Here is a 17853-nt window from a genome sequence, read left to right on the forward strand (position 1 = left end):
CTTCAGTGAGACGTTTGAGCAGGAAACTGGTGGTTTTCTAGCTCAAACGTCTCAATACGGTCAGTTGCCGGTGGCCACGGGCCGGCGTGGGTCGGCGCACCATTCGCTCCACGAGCCCGGATACAGGGCCGCGTCGCCCAGCCCGGCCACTTCCATGGCCAGCAGGTTGTGGCAGGCGGTCACGCCCGAGCCGCACTGCATCACGGTCTGCGCCGCCGGCTGGCCGGCGAACACGTTGCCGAACTCGGCGCGCAGTTGCCCGGCCGGCTTGAAACGGCCATCTTCGGCCAGGTTGTCCTTGAAGAAGCGGTTGACCGCGCCCGGGATGTGCCCGCCCACGGGGTCGAGCGTCTCGTTCTCGCCGCGGAAGCGGTCCGGCGCGCGGGCGTCCACCACCAGCACGGCAGGCTGATCGAGATTGGCGAGCAGCGCGCCGGCATCGACGGTGCGCACCAGCGAGGCCCGGCGCGTCAGGTTGCCGCCGGCTTCCGGATCGGGCGTCGTGCCCTGATCCAACGGCAGGCCGGCGGCCAGCCAGGCGGCCTTGCCGCCGTCGAGCACGGCCACGGCGCCGTGGCCCACCCAGCGCAGCAGCCACCAGAGCCGCGCCGCGAACATCGCGCCGTGGGCGTCGTAGGCCACCACCAGCGTCTCGTCATCCACGCCCAGCGCGCGCAGCCGGGCGACCAGCAATTCCGGGTCGGGCAGCGGATGCCGGCCGTTGGCGCCGGTCTTGGGGCCGGACAGTTCGTTGTCGAGATGGAGGTAGAAAGCGCCCGGCAGATGGCTCTGCTGGTAGATTTCGCGGCCGGCGGCCGGGTTGGCCAGGTCGAACGAGCAGTCGACGATGACGACCCGGCGGCCCGCGGCGCGCAGGTCCTGGAGTTCGGTGGCGGTAATCAGCGGTGATGGCATGGACAGCGGTCTCTCTCGTTGAGCGGATCGCCGTCAATGCTACACCGCCGCGCCCGGGGTCAGCGCGTCAGACCTCGGGATGGACCTCGGCTTCGGCAGACTTGACCGGCGTGGCCGGGGTGGGATGCCGGTCGGTATCGCGCGCCCGCGTCAGCGTGGTGGCGATGCCGCTGGCGATGATCAGCACCATGCCGAGCCACGAGACCCAGTTCAGCTTGTCGTTCCAGACCAGGATGCCCCAGAGGCTCGAAAACACGATGCCCGCGTACTGCAGGTTGGCGGTCAGCAGCGTGTTGCCGCGCTTGTAGGCGCGCGTCATCGACGTCTGGCCCAGCGTGGCCAGAATGCCGATCACCAGCAGCAGCCCGGCGCCGCGCCAGGTGTGGGGGCTTACGCCGGAATACAGCATCCACACCAGGCCGCAGACCAGGCCAACCGCCGAGAAATAGAACACGATGCGGCCTTCGGGCTCGCCAAGCTGGCCGAGCTGGCGCACCTCGACATAGGCCAACGCCGTAAAAACGCCAGAAATCAGGCCGATCATGCCGCCCGTCAGCTGGTTGTGCCCGACCGAAGGCTGCAGCAGGCAGAGCACGCCGCCGAACGACAGCAGGATGGCGCCGATCAGCTTCTTGTCGGCGGCGCCCGGGGTGCCGGCCAGCGCCGCGCCGGCGCCGAGAATCAGCGCGATCCAGATCGGCGACATGTAGTTCAGCGTCATCGCCGTGGCCAGCGGCAGCATCGTGATCGAGGTGAACCAGAGCAGCAGGGCGGTCACGCCGAACAGGCTGCGCTTGATATGGGTCACCATGTGCGGCGTGCGCACCGACACGCCCTGCGAGCGCAGCAGCACCCACATGATGGTCACGCCGATCAGGCTGCGGTAGAAGACGATCTCGCCCGTGGTGTAGAAGTCCGCCGCAAGCTTGACGCCTACCCCCATCAACGAGAAGGCGAAGGCGGCGAACAGCATCCAGAGCGATTGCATGGCAGGGGCGAGGTGGCGGTGGGTCGGCCGGGCGGCCGAAAATTCGTTGTATCGGCAACGATTGTGCACTGCGGATTGTAACAGCGCCCCGGCGCCGGCTCCAATGCAAAACGGACCGTTTTCACGGTCCGTTTCGGGTCAGGCGCGGCAGGTCAGCGTTTCTGGTAGTCCATCGCGCGGCGGTACCACTCGTGGAAATGCTGCATGCCGTCTTCCATCGGCGACTGGTAGGGGCCGGTCTCGCTGACGCCGCGCTTCATCAGCGCAAGCCGGCCGGCGTCCATGCGTTCGGCGATTTCATCGTCCTCGATGCACGTTTCCATATAGGCGGCGCGCTCGGCCTCGACGAATTCGCGCTCGAACAGCACGATTTCCTCGGGGTAGTAGAACTCCACCACATTGCGCGTCTTGCGCGGCCCCAGCGGGTGCAGCGTCGAAATGCAGAGCACGTTCGGGTACCACTCCACCATGATGTTGGGGTAGTAGGTCAGCCAGATCGCGCCATGCTTGGGCAGCTTGCCGTTGTTGAAGCGCAACACTTCCTCGTGCCACTTCTGGTACGTCATGCTGCCCGGACGCTTCAGGCCGGCGTGCAGGCCCACGGTCTGCACGCTGTGCCACTCGCCGAACTCCCACTTGAGGTCGTCGCACGAGACAAAGCTGCCCAGGCCCGGGTGGAACGGCACGACGTGGTAATCCTCCAGATAGACCTCGATGAAGGTCTTCCAGTTGTAGTCGCACTCGTGCACTTCCACGTGGTCGAGCATGTAGCCTTCGAAGTTCAGGTCTTCGGCCACGCCCATGCGCGCCAGATCGGCCCGCACGTCGCGCTCGCCCTCGAACAGCATGCCGTTCCAGTTCTGCAGCGGCGAGCGGTTCAGGTGCACGCACGGCTGCTCGGCGAAGTGCGGAGCGCCTAAAAGATCACCTTTGAGGTCGTAAGTCCAGCGGTGCAGCGGGCAGACGATGTTCTTCGCATTGCCGCGGCCATTCATCATGATGGCCTGGCGATGGCGGCAGACGTTGGACAGCAGTTCGATGCCGTCCGGGTTGCGCACGAGCATGCGCCCCTCGTCCTCGGCGGCCAGCGTCTGGAAGTCGCCGGATTCCGGCACCATCAGTTCGTGGCCGACGTAGCCGGGGCCTTTCCGGAACAGCAGTTCGAGTTCTTGTTGATGCAGCGCCTCGTCAAAGTAGACATCCACGGGCAACTGCGAATCAGCCGGCGCAAGTTTGAGCGCGGTGCTGAGATTGGACATTATCCCCACTCCCTATGAACAGGCGAAAGCAGTGAACAACCCAACCATCGAAATAGGAATCGATTTGGGAAACCGTGTCAGACGAGCGAAAACCGGGCCGGTTCCCCAATCTCGAAGACGGGAGAATGCGTGGAAAACGCAACGGGGGCGAACTCGCTGACGAGCCCGGGATTGTACCCGAGCCAAAAAGTTAAGGGACTGATTATTTGGCCTTTTTAGCGAAAAAGTCGCCCCGGGTCGTCATGGAGGTGCCCCATCGGGCGCATTCGGAATGACGACCCGGGCGCACACGTCACATCCCTGTCACGGGTGTGTCATAAAGGATTGCTACGTGCGCTATCCGCACGATGCCATGTGACGCCAGTACGGCCCATGGATCAGTCTGTTCAGCGGCGTGCCCGTGGTTTGACGTAAAATCGCGAATTCCCCTGATCGAGGCCCGACATGCCCAGAACGACGACCGCCCCGGTCCAGCCCGAAGACTCGCCGGCCGCCAGCGCACCGCCGGCTTCCTACGAGGCCGCGATGGCCGAACTGGAGACGCTGGTCGGCAGCATGGAAAGCGGCGAACTGCCGCTGGAGGCATCGCTGGCCGCCTACCGGCGCGGGGCCGAGCTGGTGCGCTTCTGCCAGCAGAGCCTGGAGCGGGTGGCCCAGCAGGTCAAGGTACTGGAAGGTGACGCGCTGAAACCCCTGGCAGCCGAATCACGGACCGAAAACAACAGCAACGGCGCAGACTTCGAATGACAGATTTCGCAACCTGGATGCGGGCGCAGGGCGCCCGGACCGAGGCCGCCCTGGACGCGGCCCTGCCGTCCACGGACACAATTCCCCATACCCTCCACGAAGCCATGCGCTATGCTGTTCTCGGCGGTGGCAAGCGGGTTCGCCCGCTGCTGGTGCATGCCGCCGGCGAGGTGGCGGGCGCCGCCCCCGAGGCCTGCGATGCCGCGGCCTGCGCCGTCGAGATGATCCACGCCTACTCGCTGGTCCACGACGACATGCCCTGCATGGACGACGACGACCTGCGGCGCGGCCGTCCCACGGTCCACAAGGCCTACGACGAAGCCACGGCGCTGCTGGTGGGCGATGCCCTGCAGACCCAGGCGTTCCTGGTGCTGGCCGGCACGCCGGCGCTGGACGCCGCGGCGCGCCTGAAGCTGGTGGCCGAACTGGCGCAGGCATCGGGCTCGGTGGGCATGTGCGGCGGCCAGGCGATCGACCTGCAGAACGTGGGCCTGGCCATGACGCGCGAGGCGCTCGAGGGCATGCACCGCATGAAGACCGGCGCGCTGCTGCGTGCCAGCGTGCGCATGGGCGCGCTGTGCGGCAGCATCGATCCGGACGGCCTGGCCGCGCTGGACCGTTACTCGGCAGCCGTGGGATTGGCGTTCCAGGTGGTTGACGATATCCTCGACGTCACCGCCGATACGGCCACGCTGGGCAAGACCGCCGGCAAGGACGCCGCCAACGACAAGCCGACCTACGTGTCGCTGCTTGGCCTGGATGCCGCACGCGAGCTGGCCGCCCAGCTGCGCACCGACGCCCACGAGGCGTTGGCGGGATTCGGCGCACGCGCCGGCCGGCTGGCCGAACTGGCCGACCTGATCGTGCTGCGCTCAAACTGAACTGACAAGCCGGACAGACAGAATCCGGCGGCCGAACGGACTCACATGACCTACACGCTGCTCAACAACATCGACGACCCCGCAGACCTGCGCCGCCTGGACCGGCGCCAGCTCGAGACGCTGGCCGACGAACTGCGCGCCTACGTGCTCGAATCGGTCTCGCAGACCGGCGGCCACCTGTCGTCGAACCTCGGCACGGTGGAACTGACCATCGCGCTGCACTACGTCTTCGACACGCCGAGTGACCGCGTGGTCTGGGACGTGGGTCACCAGAGCTACCCCCACAAGATCCTGACCGGCCGGCGTGACCGCATGTCGACGCTGCGCCAGTACGGCGGCATCTCGGGCTTCCCGCGCCGCGCCGAAAGCGAGTACGACACGTTCGGCACCGCGCACTCGTCCACCTCGATCTCGGCCGCGCTGGGCATGGCGCTCGGCGCCCGTACCCAGGGCGAGAAGCGCGTGGGCATCGCCGTGATCGGCGACGGCGCGATGACCGCCGGCATGGCCTTCGAGGCCATGAACAACGCCGGTGTCTACAAGGACCTGCCGTTGCTGGTGGTGCTCAACGACAACGACATGTCGATCTCGCCGCCCGTGGGCATGCTGAACAAGCACCTGGCGCGGCTGCTCTCGGGCCAGTTCTACGCGGCCACGAAGAAGGGCATCGAGCGCGTGCTGTCCGTGGCGCCGCCGGTGCTCGAATTCGCCAAGCGGCTGGAGGAACATGCCAAGGGCATGGTCGTGCCGGCCACGCTGTTCGAGGAATTCGGCTTCGACTACATCGGCCCGATCGACGGCCACGACCTGAACTCGCTGGTGCCGACGCTGCAGAACATCCGCCAGCGCGCACTGGAAGGCCACGGCCCGCAGTTCCTGCACGTGGTGACCAAGAAGGGCCAGGGCTACAAGCTGGCCGAGGCCGACCCGATCCTGTACCACGGCCCGGGCAAGTTCAACCCCGAGGAAGGCATCCGCCCGTCGGGCAAGCCGTCGCGCAAGACCTACACGCAGGTGTTCGGCGACTGGCTGTGCGACATGGCCGCGGCCGACAAGCGCCTGGTGGGCGTGACCCCGGCCATGCGCGAGGGCTCCGGCATGGTCGAGTTCGAGAAGCGCTTCCCGGACCGCTACTACGACGTGGGCATTGCCGAGCAGCACGCGGTGACGTTTGCCGGCGGCCTGGCCTGCGAGGGCCTGAAGCCGGTGGTGGCGATCTATTCGACGTTCCTGCAGCGCGGCTATGACCAGCTGATCCACGACGTGGCGCTGCAGAACCTGCCGGTGGTGTTCGCGCTGGACCGCGCCGGCCTGGTGGGCGCCGACGGGGCCACGCACGCGGGCGCCTATGACATCCCGTTCCTGCGCTGCATCCCGAACATGATGGTGATGACGCCGGCTGACGAGAACGAGTGCCGTCAGCTGCTCACCACCGCCTACCAGCAGGACTGCCCGACCGCCGTGCGCTACCCGCGCGGCGCGGGCGTGGGCGCGGCCATCCAGTCCGAGCTGACGGCGCTGCCGGTGGGCAAGGGCGAGATCCGCCGCCAGGGCCAGCGCGTGGCGATCCTCGCCTTCGGCTCGATGCTGCAGCCGGCACTGGCTGCCGCCGAGACGCTGGACGCCACGGTGGCCAACATGCGCTTCGTGAAGCCGCTCGACGTGGAACTCGTCAGGCAGCTGGCCGCCAGCCACGATTACCTGGTGACCGTGGAAGAGGGCGCGACCATGGGCGGCGCCGGCAGCGCGGTGCTCGAAGCGCTGGCCGAGGCCGGCATCGCCATCCCGACGCTGGTGCTGGGCCTGCCCGACCGCTTCATCGACCATGGCGACCCGGCCTTCCTGCTGTCGCAGTGCGGCCTGGACGCCGCCGGCATCGGCCGCTCGGTGCGCGAGCGCTTCCAGCTGGCCGACCAGCCCGTCAAGGTGGCCACCCGCGTCGCCTGACCGTTCCGGCAGTTCCCCCGACGACCTCGTAGTTTTACGAGGTCGTCCCGATTTCGTGTTCGCAAAGCTGCGGGCCGGCGCATGAGCCATGCACCGGACCCGCCGTTTCACACTCGTTGCGCGGCGTGGAAACCACATCCTGCGAAAAACGCCGCGACCGTAAGGATTGCCGCCGCCCTCCGGCTGGCGTCCTGGAGGAAACCGTAGATGAATGACATCAATCCCGCCTTCGTGATGCCCGACGTGCAGTCGAGCGTCGATACCCGCCAGATCGTCATCCAGCGCGTCGGCGTGAAGGGCGTGCGCTATCCGCTGACGCTGCAGACGCCGTCCGGCGTGGTGGCCACCGTGGGCACGTTCACGCTGGACGTGCGGCTGCCGGCCGACCAGAAGGGCACGCACATGTCGCGCTTCGTCGCGCTGCTCGAAGACAACCGTGCGCCGCTGGACCTCGCCGGCTTCCGCGCGCTGCTCGACGACATGCTGGTGCGCCTGGAGGCCGAGGCCGGCCGCATCGAGGTCACGTTCCCGTACTTCATCAGCAAGACCGCGCCGGTATCGGGCGTGCAGTCGCTGCTCGACTACGAGGTGACGCTGGTGGGCGAGGCGCGCGACGGCCAGACCCGCCTGTTCCTGACCGCGCTGGTGCCGGTGACGAGCCTGTGCCCGTGCTCGAAGAAGATTTCGCAGTACGGCGCGCACAACCAGCGCTCGCACATCACGATGAAGGTGGAACTGGCCGGCGACCTGGACGTGGAAACGCTGGTGCGCATGGCCGAGGAAGAGGCGTCGTGCGAACTGTGGGGCCTGCTCAAGCGCCCGGACGAGAAGTTCGTGACCGAGCGCGCCTACGAGAACCCGAAGTTCGTGGAAGACCTGGTGCGCGACATCGCCATGCGCCTGAACGCCGACGCGCGCATCGTGGCGTACACGCTGGAAGCGGAGAACTTCGAGTCGATCCACAATCACAGTGCTTATGCTGTGATCGAGCATGACAAGCGGGTGGGCTGAGTTTCCTTACCCGCTGGTCTTACTCCCCTCTCACGCTACGCGGGAGAGGGGAGAACACCATCGACGGCGCATCAGACCACCGTCACTGCCGGCACTCCCGCCGCCACCTCTACCACCTTCACGCTTTCCGTTGCCGGCAGCGCCGGGGCCACGCCGTTCGCCAGCGGCTTGAGCTTGCGGAAGCTGCAGCTCAGCTTCGACGCCGTCAGCGTCACCACCGCGTACCCCTGCGCGTCGGTATTCACGTATTTCAGCCACGGATTGAACGTCGACAGCGTGCTGTTGAACGTGTTGGTGACCGCGCCGCTGGCGTCGGTCGTGTAGATCAGCGGCGCGGCGGCCTTGAACGCGGCGTCGCTGTCCACCACGCTCCTGAAGTAGCTCTGGAACGAATTGCTCGACAGGCCGGCCGTGACCAGGTCCACCATGACCGGGACCGGCGTGGCGGCGTCGTAGTCGTCCATCACGGCGCCGGCGAAGAACGCGTGGATGTCGCCGGTCAGCGCCACCACGTTCCTGATGCTGCCGGCCTTCAGGAAGGCCATCATCGCCTTGCGCTCGGCGTTGTAGCCATCCCACTGGTCGGCGTTGAGGATGTACTTGTCGAGCAGCGCCACCGTCGGCAGGCTGGCGTTGAGCACCGGGGCGATGGCGGCGTCGAACACGGCGTTCGAGATGCCGGCATTGGCCAGCAACAGCGCCTTGAGCGTGGCATAGGCTGGCGCCGGATAGGTGCCGTCGCCCTTGGCCGTGGCCAGGTCGGTGACCAGCGCCACGACCATGTTGGCCTGCAGCGGCGCCAGCGCATTGTTGGCCTGCACGAGACCGCCTGCCAGCAGCGCCGCGATGGCCTGCGTGCCATCGATCTGCATGCGCAGCAGCGACACCTCGTTACCCCACAGCTTCCACGTCGTGCCCGCGCTGGCCATCTGGTCCTGCCACCAGGCGCGTTGCGTATCGCCGAGGATCGACACCGGGGTCAGCGCCCCGCCGGCCCCGGCGATCTTGCTTGCCTCCAGTCCGGCCAGCGTGGCCTTGGGCACGAAATAGCGGCTGCCGATGCTGCTGCCGGCCGCCTGCTCGGGAATCACGTGGTCGGCGCGGTAGAGGCGCTCGTCGGTCATCACCAGCGTGGCGAGGTTGCCGAACGTGAACGAGCGGTAGATCTGGATGTTGCGGAACGAGGTGTCGGCCTGGCTGAAGCTGACATCGGCCGGCATGAACTCGAACCACGCCTGGCTGGCGGCGCGGCGGCGCGCGGTGCGCGGATCGGCGTCGTCGGCGGCCGTGTAGGTCTGGTGGTCCTGCCAGCAGTCGTCGGAGAACTCGTGGTCGTCCCAGATGCCGATCACGGGAAAGCGCGCGTGGAGCGCCTGCAGGCGCGGATCGCTGCGGTACGACTTGTACAGGTAGCGGTAGTCGTCGATCGTCGTCGCGTAGGTGCCGTCGGCCGTGGCGGTGCCGTTGGGCAGCGTCAGCTGGGCGTGGCGGCTCTCGACCTTGCCAGTCTGGAATGCGGCGCCCACGGTCTCGTAGATGTAGTCGCCCATGTGGACCACGAAGTCGAGATCCTCGTTGACCAGTTCTTCCATGCCCGCCCAGTGGTTCACGCTCCAGTCCTGGCACGTGATGAAGGCGAACCTGAGCTGGGAGAGCGGCGTACCCGCAGCCGGCGCGGTCCTGGTGCGGCCCACCGGGCTGGTCTGGCTGCCGGCGATGAAGCGGTAGTAATAGGTGGTGCCGGCGGTCAGGCCCGTGACCTTGTTGCGCAGCGTGTAGTCCCAGTCGGGCAGGGCGGACAGGGTGCTGTCGACCACGAGCGCGCTGAAATCGGCGGCCGTGGCGACCTGCAGCCGCACGCTGACCGGCTGGCTGGCGCTGGCGCCCGCCACGCGCGTCCACAGCATCACGCTGTCCGGCTTCGGATCGCCCGATGCCACGCCCTGGTCGAACCGGTAGGCGGTGCCCGGGCTGGTGACCGGCGGCGTGGAAGGGTTGGGGGTGCTGTTGCCGTCGTCGCCACCGCAGCCGGCCAGGCCCGTGGTGGCCGCCGTGACGGTAACGAAACTGCCCCATTTCAGAAACTTGCGGCGATCCATCTGCGTTTCCTCGTTCTTGTGGGAATGTGATGCGGGAAACGCAAATTGTTCGGCGGCGATGTGACCGCCTTGTGTCCGGACGCCGCCCGGACTAGAGGATCGCTACCAATTCCCGGCGGCTCAGGCCGGCAGGCGGATGTCGGCCAGATCCCAGCGCGGTGTCACGCCGTAGCTGTACTCGTGCCGGGCCAGTTGCGGCGCGGCCTGCAGCCGCATGGCGCCGGCGAACGCGATCATCGCGCCGTTGTCGGTGCAGAACGCCAGGTCCGGGTAGTACACCTCCACCTTGCGGCGGCGGCCCATTTCGTTCAGGCGCTCGCGCAGTTGCCGGTTGGCGCCCACGCCGCCGGCCACCACCAGCCGCTTGTGGCCGGTCTGCCTGAGCGCGTTGAACGACTTGGCGGCCAGCACGTCGACGATGGCATCGACGAACGAGCGCGCCAGGTTGGCGCGGTCCTGCTCGCAGGTGTTGCCGAGCTTGCGCGTCTGCGTCAGCACGGCGGTCTTGAGGCCCGCGAACGAGAAATCGAGATTGCCCGAATGGAGCATCGGGCGCGGCAGGTCGAAGGCGCCGGGATTGCCGAATTCGGCCAGCCGCGACACTTCCGGGCCACCCGGATAGCCAAGGCCGAGCAGCTTGGCGGTCTTGTCGAACGCCTCGCCGGCAGCATCGTCGAGCGTCTCGCCGAGCAGCGCGTAGTCTCCCACGCCCTTGACCTCCATCAGCTGCGTGTGGCCGCCCGAGACCAGCAGCGCCACGAACGGAAAAGGCGGCGGGGCATCGGTCAGCAGCGGCGACAGCAGGTGGCCCTCCAGATGGTGCACGCCCACCATCGGCACGCCCAGCGCAAAGCCCAGCGCGTTGGCGACCGAGGCACCCACCAGCAGCGCGCCGGCAAGCCCCGGCCCCTGCGTGAACGCGATGGCGTCGATGTCCTCGCGCTTGCGGCCGGCCTCGTCGAGCACCTGCTGCAGCAGCGGCAGCACGCGCCGGATATGGTCGCGCGAGGCCAGCTCGGGCACCACGCCGCCGTACTCGCGGTGCATGGCGATCTGCGAGTAGAGCGCGTGCGCCAGCAGGCCGGCCCCGGTGTCGTAGAGGGCCAGCCCGGTTTCGTCGCAGGAGGATTCGATGCCGAGGACGAGCATGGGGAGATTCTGGTGCGGCCGGCGGGTTTCGGACTGCAACTGCAGCCATTGTGCCGGCAAAAAACGGAAGGCCAGCAGGGTAGCACACCCGCCCCGGACGCGCTGGCGCCGCCGCACTTCGCTACAATCGCGGCTTCTTGAAGGGATGCTATGACACAGGGCAGGAAAGACCGGTTCGACGTGGCGGTGCTGGGCGCGGGTGCGGCCGGCATGATGTGCGCCGCCGTGGCCGGGCAGCGCGGCGCACGCGTGGTGCTGATTGACCATGCGACGCGGCTGGCCGAGAAAATCCGTATCTCGGGCGGCGGGCGCTGCAATTTCACGAACCTGCAGGCCGGACCGGCCAACTACCTGTCGTCGAATCCCCATTTCTGCCGCTCGGCGCTGGCCCGCTATACGCCGCAGGACTTTCTGGGCCTGCTGCGCCGCTACGACATCGGCTGGCACGAGAAGCATCGCGGCCAGTTGTTCTGCAACGACAGCGCCGAGGACATCATCGGCATGCTCCGCGCCGAATGTGACGCGGGGAGCGTGCACTGGCAGACCGGCTGCACCATCGACGAGATCCGCAAGGAGGGCGACGATTACCTGTTGCTGACCACGCAGGGCACGGTGTGCGCCGGGGCCGTGGTGGTGGCCACCGGCGGGTTGTCGATCCCGAAGATCGGTGCCACCGATTTCGGTTATCGCATCGCAAGGCAGTTCGGGCTCAAGCTGGTGGAGACCCGCCCGGCGCTGGTGCCGCTGACTTTCGACGGGCAGGCATGGCAACCGTTCGTGCCGCTGGCGGGGGTGTCGATGGAGGTCGATATCGCCACCGGCAGCGGCAAGACCGCTGGCGCCTTCAAGGAAGACCTGCTCTGGACGCACCGCGGGCTGTCCGGCCCGGCCGTGCTGCAGATTTCGAGCTTCTGGCGCCCGGGGACGCCGATCGAGGTGGACCTGTTCGACGGCGAGGATGCCGCCAACTGGCTGATCGGCCACAAGAAGGGCAGCAAGAAGCACCTGAACAACCTGCTGGGCGAGCGCCTGCCCGCGCGGCTGGCCGACGCCTGGTGCCAGGCGGCCGGGCTGCAGGGCACGCAGTCCGTGGCCGACATGCCGGACAAGGCGCTGCGCCAGCTTGGCGAGGCACTGAACCGCTGGCGGCTGGTGCCGTCCGGCACCGAAGGCTACAAGAAGGCCGAGGTAACGCTCGGCGGCGTGGACACCCGGGGGCTATCCTCGGCGACCATGATGGCGCGCGAGGTGCCGGGGCTCTACTTCATCGGCGAGGTGGTCGATGTGACGGGCTGGCTGGGCGGCTACAACTTCCAGTGGGCCTGGGCGTCGGCCGTGGCGGCCGGCGAGGCCGCAGCCGAGGCGGCGCTGGCGGCGCGATAAGGTAAACTACCCGCCCTCGCTGTTGACTCCACTTATTCCGGAAATCTGCCATGTCCCTCAAAGCCCGCATCAACGATGACATGAAGGCCGCCATGCGCGCCCGCGAAACCGAGCGCCTGGGCACGATCCGCCTGCTGCTGGCCGCCATCAAGCAGCGCGAGGTCGACGAACGCGTGGAACTCGATGATGCGGCCGTGACCGCCGTCATCGACAAGATGATCAAACAGCGCAAGGATTCGATCAGCCAGTTCGAGCAGGCCGGGCGCGACGACCTGGTTGCCAAGGAAAAGTCCGAGGTGGACGTGCTGGTGGCCTACATGCCTGCCCAGTTGTCCGAGTCCGAGGTGGCGGCTGAAGTGCAGAAGGCCGTGACCGAGTCCGGCGCGGCTGGTCCGCAGGACATGGGCAAGGTCATGGCGCTGGTCAAGGCGCGCCTCGCCGGCCGTGCCGACATGACCGCTGTGTCCGGTCTGGTCAAGGCGGCACTGGCGCCCAAATAAGTGACTGGTGCGCCAGTCATAAGCATGATTAGCAGTCACGATGCGTGAGATTGCTGCCAGGTTGACGGGACTTGGCTGCAGATGTCGGCAAAGCCGGCAGCGCGTTGCAACTGCACTACAATGATTCGACAACAGCCGGGGCGTCGTTCCGGTCGCATTCTATAGAGGCCGCCGGCCCGACCGGCAGGCCCACGCATCAGGACGGTCAGCCGGGTGATTCCGCAATCCTTCATTCAGGACCTGCTCAACCGCATCGATATTATCGATGTGGTGGGTAAGTACGTGCAGTTGAAGAAGGGTGGCGCCAATTTCATGGGCCTGTGCCCGTTCCATAACGAGAAGTCTCCGTCATTCACGGTCTCGCCCACCAAGCAGTTCTACCACTGCTTCGGCTGCGGCGCCCATGGGTCAGCCATCGGCTTCCTGATGGAGTATTCGGGCCAGTCGTACCCCGAGGCCGTCCGTGAACTGGCGCAGTCGGTGGGTTTGTCCGTTCCCGAGGAACGCAACAGCCTGCCGCCGGCCCAGCGTGCCGAACAGCAGGCCCGCTCGGTGGCGCTGACCGATGCCATGGCCCGGGCCACTGACTTTTTCAAGAAACAGCTACGCGGTGCGCCGCAGGCCATCCAGTACCTGAAAGGGCGGGGCCTGACCGGGGAGATCGCCGCGCAGTTCGGCCTGGGCTACGCGCCCGATGACTGGCAGGGGCTCGAAGCCGTGTTTGGCAGCTATCGCGACGATGCGATTGCCGGGCCGCTGGTCGAGAACGGCCTGCTGATCGAATCGCAGGACAAGCGCGATGCCGATGGCAAACCGCGCCGCTACGACCGTTTCCGCGACCGGATCATGTTCCCGATCCGCAACACCAAGGGCAACGTGATCGGCTTCGGTGGCCGGGTGATGGGGCAGGGCGAGCCCAAGTACCTCAACTCCCCCGAGACCCCGCTGTTCAGCAAGGGCACCGAGCTGTACGGGCTGTTCGAGGCCCGCCACGCGATCCGCGAGAACGGCTACGTGCTGGTCGTGGAAGGCTATATGGATGTGGTGGCGCTGGCCCAGCTTGGCTTTGCCAACGCCGTGGCCACGCTCGGCACCGCCTGCACGCCGGTGCACGTGCAGAAGCTGCTGCGCCAGACCGATGCGGTGGTGTTCTCGTTCGACGGCGACGCCGCGGGCCGGCGCGCCGCGCGGCGGGCGCTCGAAGCCTGCCTGCCGCATCTGGCCGACAACAAGACCATCCGCTTCCTGTTCCTGCCGGCCGAGCACGATCCCGACAGCTACGTCCGCGAGGAAGGCACCGATGCCTTCGCTCGCGAGGTGCAGAACGCCATGCCGCTGTCGCGCTTCCTGCTCCAGGTGGTGACCGAGGACCAGGACATGCGTCAGCCCGAGGGCCGGGCGCGTGCCCAGTTCGAGGCCAAGCCGCTGCTCCAGGCGATGCCGGCGGGCGGCCTGCGGCTACAGATCGTGCGCGAACTTGCCGATGCTACGGGGACGACACCCGCTGAAATCGAGGCGGTCTGCGGGCTGGGCAGCGATTCCTCACGCGTGGGGCGCTTTGCGCAGCCGCGCCCGCGCGCGCGGCGGCAGGCGCCGACCGGCCTGGAGCAGCGCGTCATCCAGTTGCTGATGAATCACCCGGCGCTGTCCGCCCGGCTCGACGACGATACGCGCGCCCTGTTGCTCGACCCGCAGCGCCCGGAAACCGAAGTGCTCGCTCACTTGGTGGCCGCCTGCGACGGCATTGAAGGCACGGCGAACTTCGCCGCCTTCAGCGAGCAGCTGGCCCAGACGCCCTATGCCGATGTGTACGCCACGGCACGTACGGCGGTGCTGCGGGAAGACATCGAAGCGGAGGCCGCGGCGCTGGAGTTCGACGGCGCCATCTTCAAGTTGCTGGCCGATCCGCTGGAAAGGGAGCAGAAGGCACTCGAAGCGGCCGTGATGAACGGCATGGCCGACGCGGCCGCCCGGCAGCGCTACCTGTGGCTGGCCGGCGAAGTGCAGCGCCGCCGGCAGATGGGACTGCGCCCGGCCGCGGCGGAAAGCTAGCAGCGGGGCGGTGGAAGACTTTTGGCTTGAGCCGGCGGTATCTGGCCCCAACTATGCAGCTTCCTGGGGGTCTAATCGCTTAAGCCTTGATTTTTCAGGTGAAAACCTCACCTGACAGGAAGCCGGGATTGGTGACGTGCTACAATGCCCGGTTTGGATTGCGAAATCTTTCTCTCCAGTACTGGCGAAAGTGAGCGTGCCAATGGCAAAGGCCAAAGCAACCGAAAGGGTAGCCGTGAAGGCTCCCTCCAAAGCTCCCCAATCAGGGAGCGGCAAGGCGTCCGTGAAAACAACGGCGGCGAAGACTTCGACCGCGTCAGTCAGGACGACAACAGCCCGGTCTGCGCCAGCAAAATCCGTGCGTAGCGCTTCGGCGCCCGCCGGAACCGCTTCCGTCAGGAATCGCACATCCGAAAATACCAGGCCCTCGACTTCGGCACGCGAGAGCGGCAAGAGCGCCAATACAAGCGGCATGCAAGCCGCTGCACCAGTGAAAGGTAAGAGTATCACCGTGGCGAAACAGCAGAATACCGAAGTCGAGAGCAAACGTGCGGCAACGACGGCCGGCACCCGGGGCAGCAGCGCCAAGGCAGGCGCAGCGGAAGCCGCCGCGCCAAAGGCCCGTGCCGCAACTCCCGCATCCGTTGCATCCGAGCAGCCCGCAGCGCCGGCCGTCAAGCCGGAGCCGAAGAAGCGTGGCCGCAAGCCCAAGGCCGAGATGCAGCAAGACGACAGCACCAACGAAGACGTGACTGAAGAGTTTTACGACAACGACGCGCCGGCCGCCGCCGCGCCCGCCGCCGCCGCGCCCAAGACCGAAAAGCAGAAAGCCAAGGACCGCAAGGCCAAGGAAAAGGCGCTGCTCAAGGAATTCGCCTCGTCCAACCAGGCTGGCAGCGAAGAGGAACTCGAGGTTCGCCGCCAGAAGCTCAAGGCGCTGATCAAGCTGGGCAAGTCGCGCGGCTACCTGACCTACGCGGAAATCAACGATCACCTGCCGGACGACATGGTCGATTCGGAAACGATCGACACGCTGGTCGCCACGCTGAACGACATCGGCATCGCCGTCTACGAGCAGGCGCCCGACGCCGAGACGCTGCTGCTCAACGACAATGCCCCGTCGGCCACCAGCGAGGAAGAAGCTGAAGAAGAAGCCGAAGCCGCGCTGTCGACCGTCGATTCCGAATTTGGCCGCACCACCGACCCGGTCCGCATGTACATGCGCGAGATGGGTACCGTGGAACTGCTGACGCGCGAAGGCGAAATCGAGATCGCCAAGCGCATCGAAGCCGGTCTCAAGGACATGGTCATGGCCATCTCGGCCTGCCCGGTCACGATCTCGGAAATCCTGGCCAGCGCCGAGCGCGTGGCCAATGAAGAGATCAAGATCGACGAGTTCGTCGACGGCCTGATCGATCCGAACGCCGAGGAAGTCCAGGACAACACGCCGGCCCAGGCCGCGGCTGCCTCGGACGACGAGGACGAGGAATCCGACGAGGACGGCGAGGACGGCGACGAGGAAGAGGACGACGACGGCGCGGCCGGCGCCGGTGCCTCCGCCCGCCAGCTGGAGGAACTCAAGGTTGCCGCGCTGGAGAAATTCCGCATCATCGCCGAGCAGTTCGACAAGATGCGCCGTGCCTTCGAGAAGGAAGGCTACAAGTCGAAGCCGTACGTGAAGGCCCAGGAAGCGATCCAGGCCGAACTGATGGGCATCCGCTTCACCGCCCGCAACGTCGAGCGCCTGTGCGACACGCTGCGCGGCCAGGTGGACGAGGTGCGCAAGCTCGAACGCTCGATCCTGAACATCGTGGTCGACAAGTGCGGCATGCCGCGCTCGGACTTCGTGGCCCGCTTCCCCGGCAACGAGACGAACCTGGACTGGATCCAGACCATCGTCGCCGACCACAAGGCGTACAGCACGATCGTCGAGCGCAACGTGCCGGCCGTGCACGAACTGCAGCAGAAGCTGATCGACCTGCAGGCCCGCGTGGTGCTGCCGCTCAAGGAACTCAAGGACGTCAACCGCAAGATGTCCGAGGGCGAGCGCCGTGCCCGCGAAGCCAAGCGCGAAATGACCGAGGCCAACCTGCGCCTGGTGATCTCGATCGCGAAGAAGTACACGAACCGTGGCCTGCAGTTCCTGGACCTGATCCAGGAAGGCAACATCGGCCTGATGAAGGCCGTGGACAAGTTCGAATACCGCCGCGGCTACAAGTTCTCCACGTACGCCACGTGGTGGATTCGCCAGGCCATCACGCGCTCGATCGCCGACCAGGCCCGTACGATCCGTATTCCGGTTCACATGATCGAAACGATCAACAAGATGAACCGGATCTCGCGCCAGATCCTGCAGGAAACCGGCAACGAGCCGGATCCGGCAACGCTGGCCGAGAAGATGGAGATGCCCGAGGACAAGATCCGCAAGATCATGAAGATCGCCAAGGAGCCGATCTCCATGGAAACGCCGATCGGTGACGACGACGATTCCCACCTGGGCGACTTCATCGAGGATACGAACACGCTGGCCCCGGCCGAAGCGGCGCTGCATGGCTCCATGCGCGACGTGGTCAAGGACGTGCTCGACAGCCTGACGCCGCGCGAAGCCAAGGTGCTGCGCATGCGTTTTGGCATCGAAATGAGCACGGACCACACGCTGGAAGAAGTGGGCAAGCAGTTCGACGTGACCCGCGAGCGTATCCGCCAGATCGAGGCCAAGGCACTGCGCAAGCTGCGCCACCCGAGCCGCTCGGACAAGCTGAAGAGCTTCCTGGAAGGCAACTAAGCAGTACGCCTTTCAAGGGCCTCTAGCTCATGCCTGGTTAGAGCAGCGGACTCATAATCCGTTGGTGCCGTGTTCGACTCACGGGAGGCCCACCAACTCATGCAGTAAGAAGAAGGGGCTACGGTTTTCGCCGTAGC

General features: G+C 66.5%; 14 protein-coding genes and 1 tRNA gene. 9 read left to right on the forward strand and 6 right to left on the reverse strand.

From position 1 onward, the window contains the following. Window positions 1–60: 60 nt before the first annotated feature. The 3 genes from EV147_RS02300 to EV147_RS02310 form a co-directional block, all read right to left on the reverse strand. Window positions 61–915, reverse strand: coding sequence for a sulfurtransferase (locus EV147_RS02300; RefSeq protein ID WP_130389505.1), 855 nt, complete (start codon window positions 913–915; stop codon window positions 61–63). A gap of 67 nt (window positions 916–982) precedes the next feature. Beyond that, a complete protein-coding gene (locus EV147_RS02305) occupies window positions 983–1903 on the reverse strand; it encodes a DMT family transporter (protein ID WP_130389506.1) in 921 nt (306 codons plus the stop codon). Window positions 1904–2055: 152 nt separating this feature from the next. Continuing rightward, entirely contained in the window at window positions 2056–3162 is a 1107-nt protein-coding gene (locus EV147_RS02310; protein ID WP_130389507.1) for an aromatic ring-hydroxylating oxygenase subunit alpha, read from the reverse strand. Between the two features lie 444 nt (window positions 3163–3606). Between EV147_RS02310 and EV147_RS02315 the strand changes: the two genes are divergently transcribed. The 4 genes from EV147_RS02315 (at window position 3607) to folE2 (ending at window position 7748) form a co-directional block, all read left to right on the forward strand. Further along, window positions 3607–3909 (forward strand): exodeoxyribonuclease VII small subunit, encoded by a 303-nt coding sequence (locus tag EV147_RS02315; protein ID WP_130389508.1) that lies wholly within the window; start codon window positions 3607–3609, stop codon window positions 3907–3909. After that, window positions 3906–4790: a polyprenyl synthetase family protein gene (locus tag EV147_RS02320; RefSeq protein ID WP_130389509.1), complete on the forward strand. Its 885-nt coding sequence runs from the start codon at window positions 3906–3908 to the stop codon at window positions 4788–4790. Before EV147_RS02315 ends, EV147_RS02320 begins: the two co-directional genes overlap by 4 nt. Before the next feature lie 45 nt (window positions 4791–4835). Continuing rightward, window positions 4836–6737, forward strand: coding sequence for a 1-deoxy-D-xylulose-5-phosphate synthase (gene dxs, locus EV147_RS02325; RefSeq protein WP_130389510.1), 1902 nt, complete (start codon window positions 4836–4838; stop codon window positions 6735–6737). Between the two features lie 207 nt (window positions 6738–6944). Continuing rightward, window positions 6945–7748, forward strand: a complete 804-nt coding sequence (gene folE2, locus EV147_RS02330) for a GTP cyclohydrolase FolE2 (protein WP_130389511.1) — start codon at window positions 6945–6947, stop codon at window positions 7746–7748. Window positions 7749–7819: 71 nt separating this feature from the next. Here folE2 and EV147_RS02335 read toward each other — a convergent pair whose 3' ends face one another. Beyond that, a complete protein-coding gene (locus EV147_RS02335; protein ID WP_130389512.1) occupies window positions 7820–9847 on the reverse strand; it encodes an alkaline phosphatase D family protein in 2028 nt (675 codons plus the stop codon). Between the two features lie 120 nt (window positions 9848–9967). Further along, window positions 9968–10996, reverse strand: a complete 1029-nt coding sequence (gene tsaD / locus EV147_RS02340) for a tRNA (adenosine(37)-N6)-threonylcarbamoyltransferase complex transferase subunit TsaD (protein WP_130389513.1) — start codon at window positions 10994–10996, stop codon at window positions 9968–9970. A 150-nt stretch (window positions 10997–11146) separates the two neighbouring features. Here tsaD and EV147_RS02345 point away from each other — a divergent pair, with 150 nt between their 5' ends. The 3 genes from EV147_RS02345 to dnaG all read left to right on the forward strand — a co-directional run bounded on the left by EV147_RS02345 (window position 11147) and on the right by dnaG (window position 14931). After that, complete coding sequence (locus tag EV147_RS02345) at window positions 11147–12379, forward strand: BaiN/RdsA family NAD(P)/FAD-dependent oxidoreductase (protein WP_130389514.1); 1233 nt, start codon at window positions 11147–11149, stop codon at window positions 12377–12379. Between the two features lie 50 nt (window positions 12380–12429). After that, entirely contained in the window at window positions 12430–12879 is a 450-nt protein-coding gene (locus EV147_RS02350; RefSeq protein ID WP_130389515.1) for a GatB/YqeY domain-containing protein, read from the forward strand. Between the two features lie 213 nt (window positions 12880–13092). Then, window positions 13093–14931: a DNA primase gene (dnaG, locus tag EV147_RS02355; RefSeq protein ID WP_130389516.1), complete on the forward strand. Its 1839-nt coding sequence runs from the start codon at window positions 13093–13095 to the stop codon at window positions 14929–14931. 51 nt (window positions 14932–14982) lie between these two features. On the opposite strand, the gene EV147_RS02360 is transcribed toward dnaG, so the two are convergent. Further along, window positions 14983–15405, reverse strand: coding sequence for a hypothetical protein (locus tag EV147_RS02360; protein ID WP_235844582.1), 423 nt, complete (start codon window positions 15403–15405; stop codon window positions 14983–14985). Here EV147_RS02360 and rpoD point away from each other — a divergent pair. Both rpoD and EV147_RS02370 read left to right on the forward strand, forming a co-directional pair. Continuing rightward, the gene (rpoD, locus tag EV147_RS02365) at window positions 15404–17716 is read left to right on the forward strand and encodes an RNA polymerase sigma factor RpoD (RefSeq protein ID WP_130389517.1); all 2313 of its coding nucleotides are present in this window, start codon (window positions 15404–15406) and stop codon (window positions 17714–17716) included. The two genes, EV147_RS02360 and rpoD, sit on opposite strands and share 2 nt — an antisense overlap. Before the next feature lie 16 nt (window positions 17717–17732). Beyond that, window positions 17733–17811: transfer RNA gene (locus EV147_RS02370), tRNA-Ile, on the forward strand. Window positions 17812–17853: the final 42 nt, after the last annotated feature.

The organism is Cupriavidus agavae (assembly GCF_004217045.1).
Taxonomy (GTDB): Bacteria; Pseudomonadota; Gammaproteobacteria; order Burkholderiales; family Burkholderiaceae; genus Cupriavidus; species Cupriavidus agavae.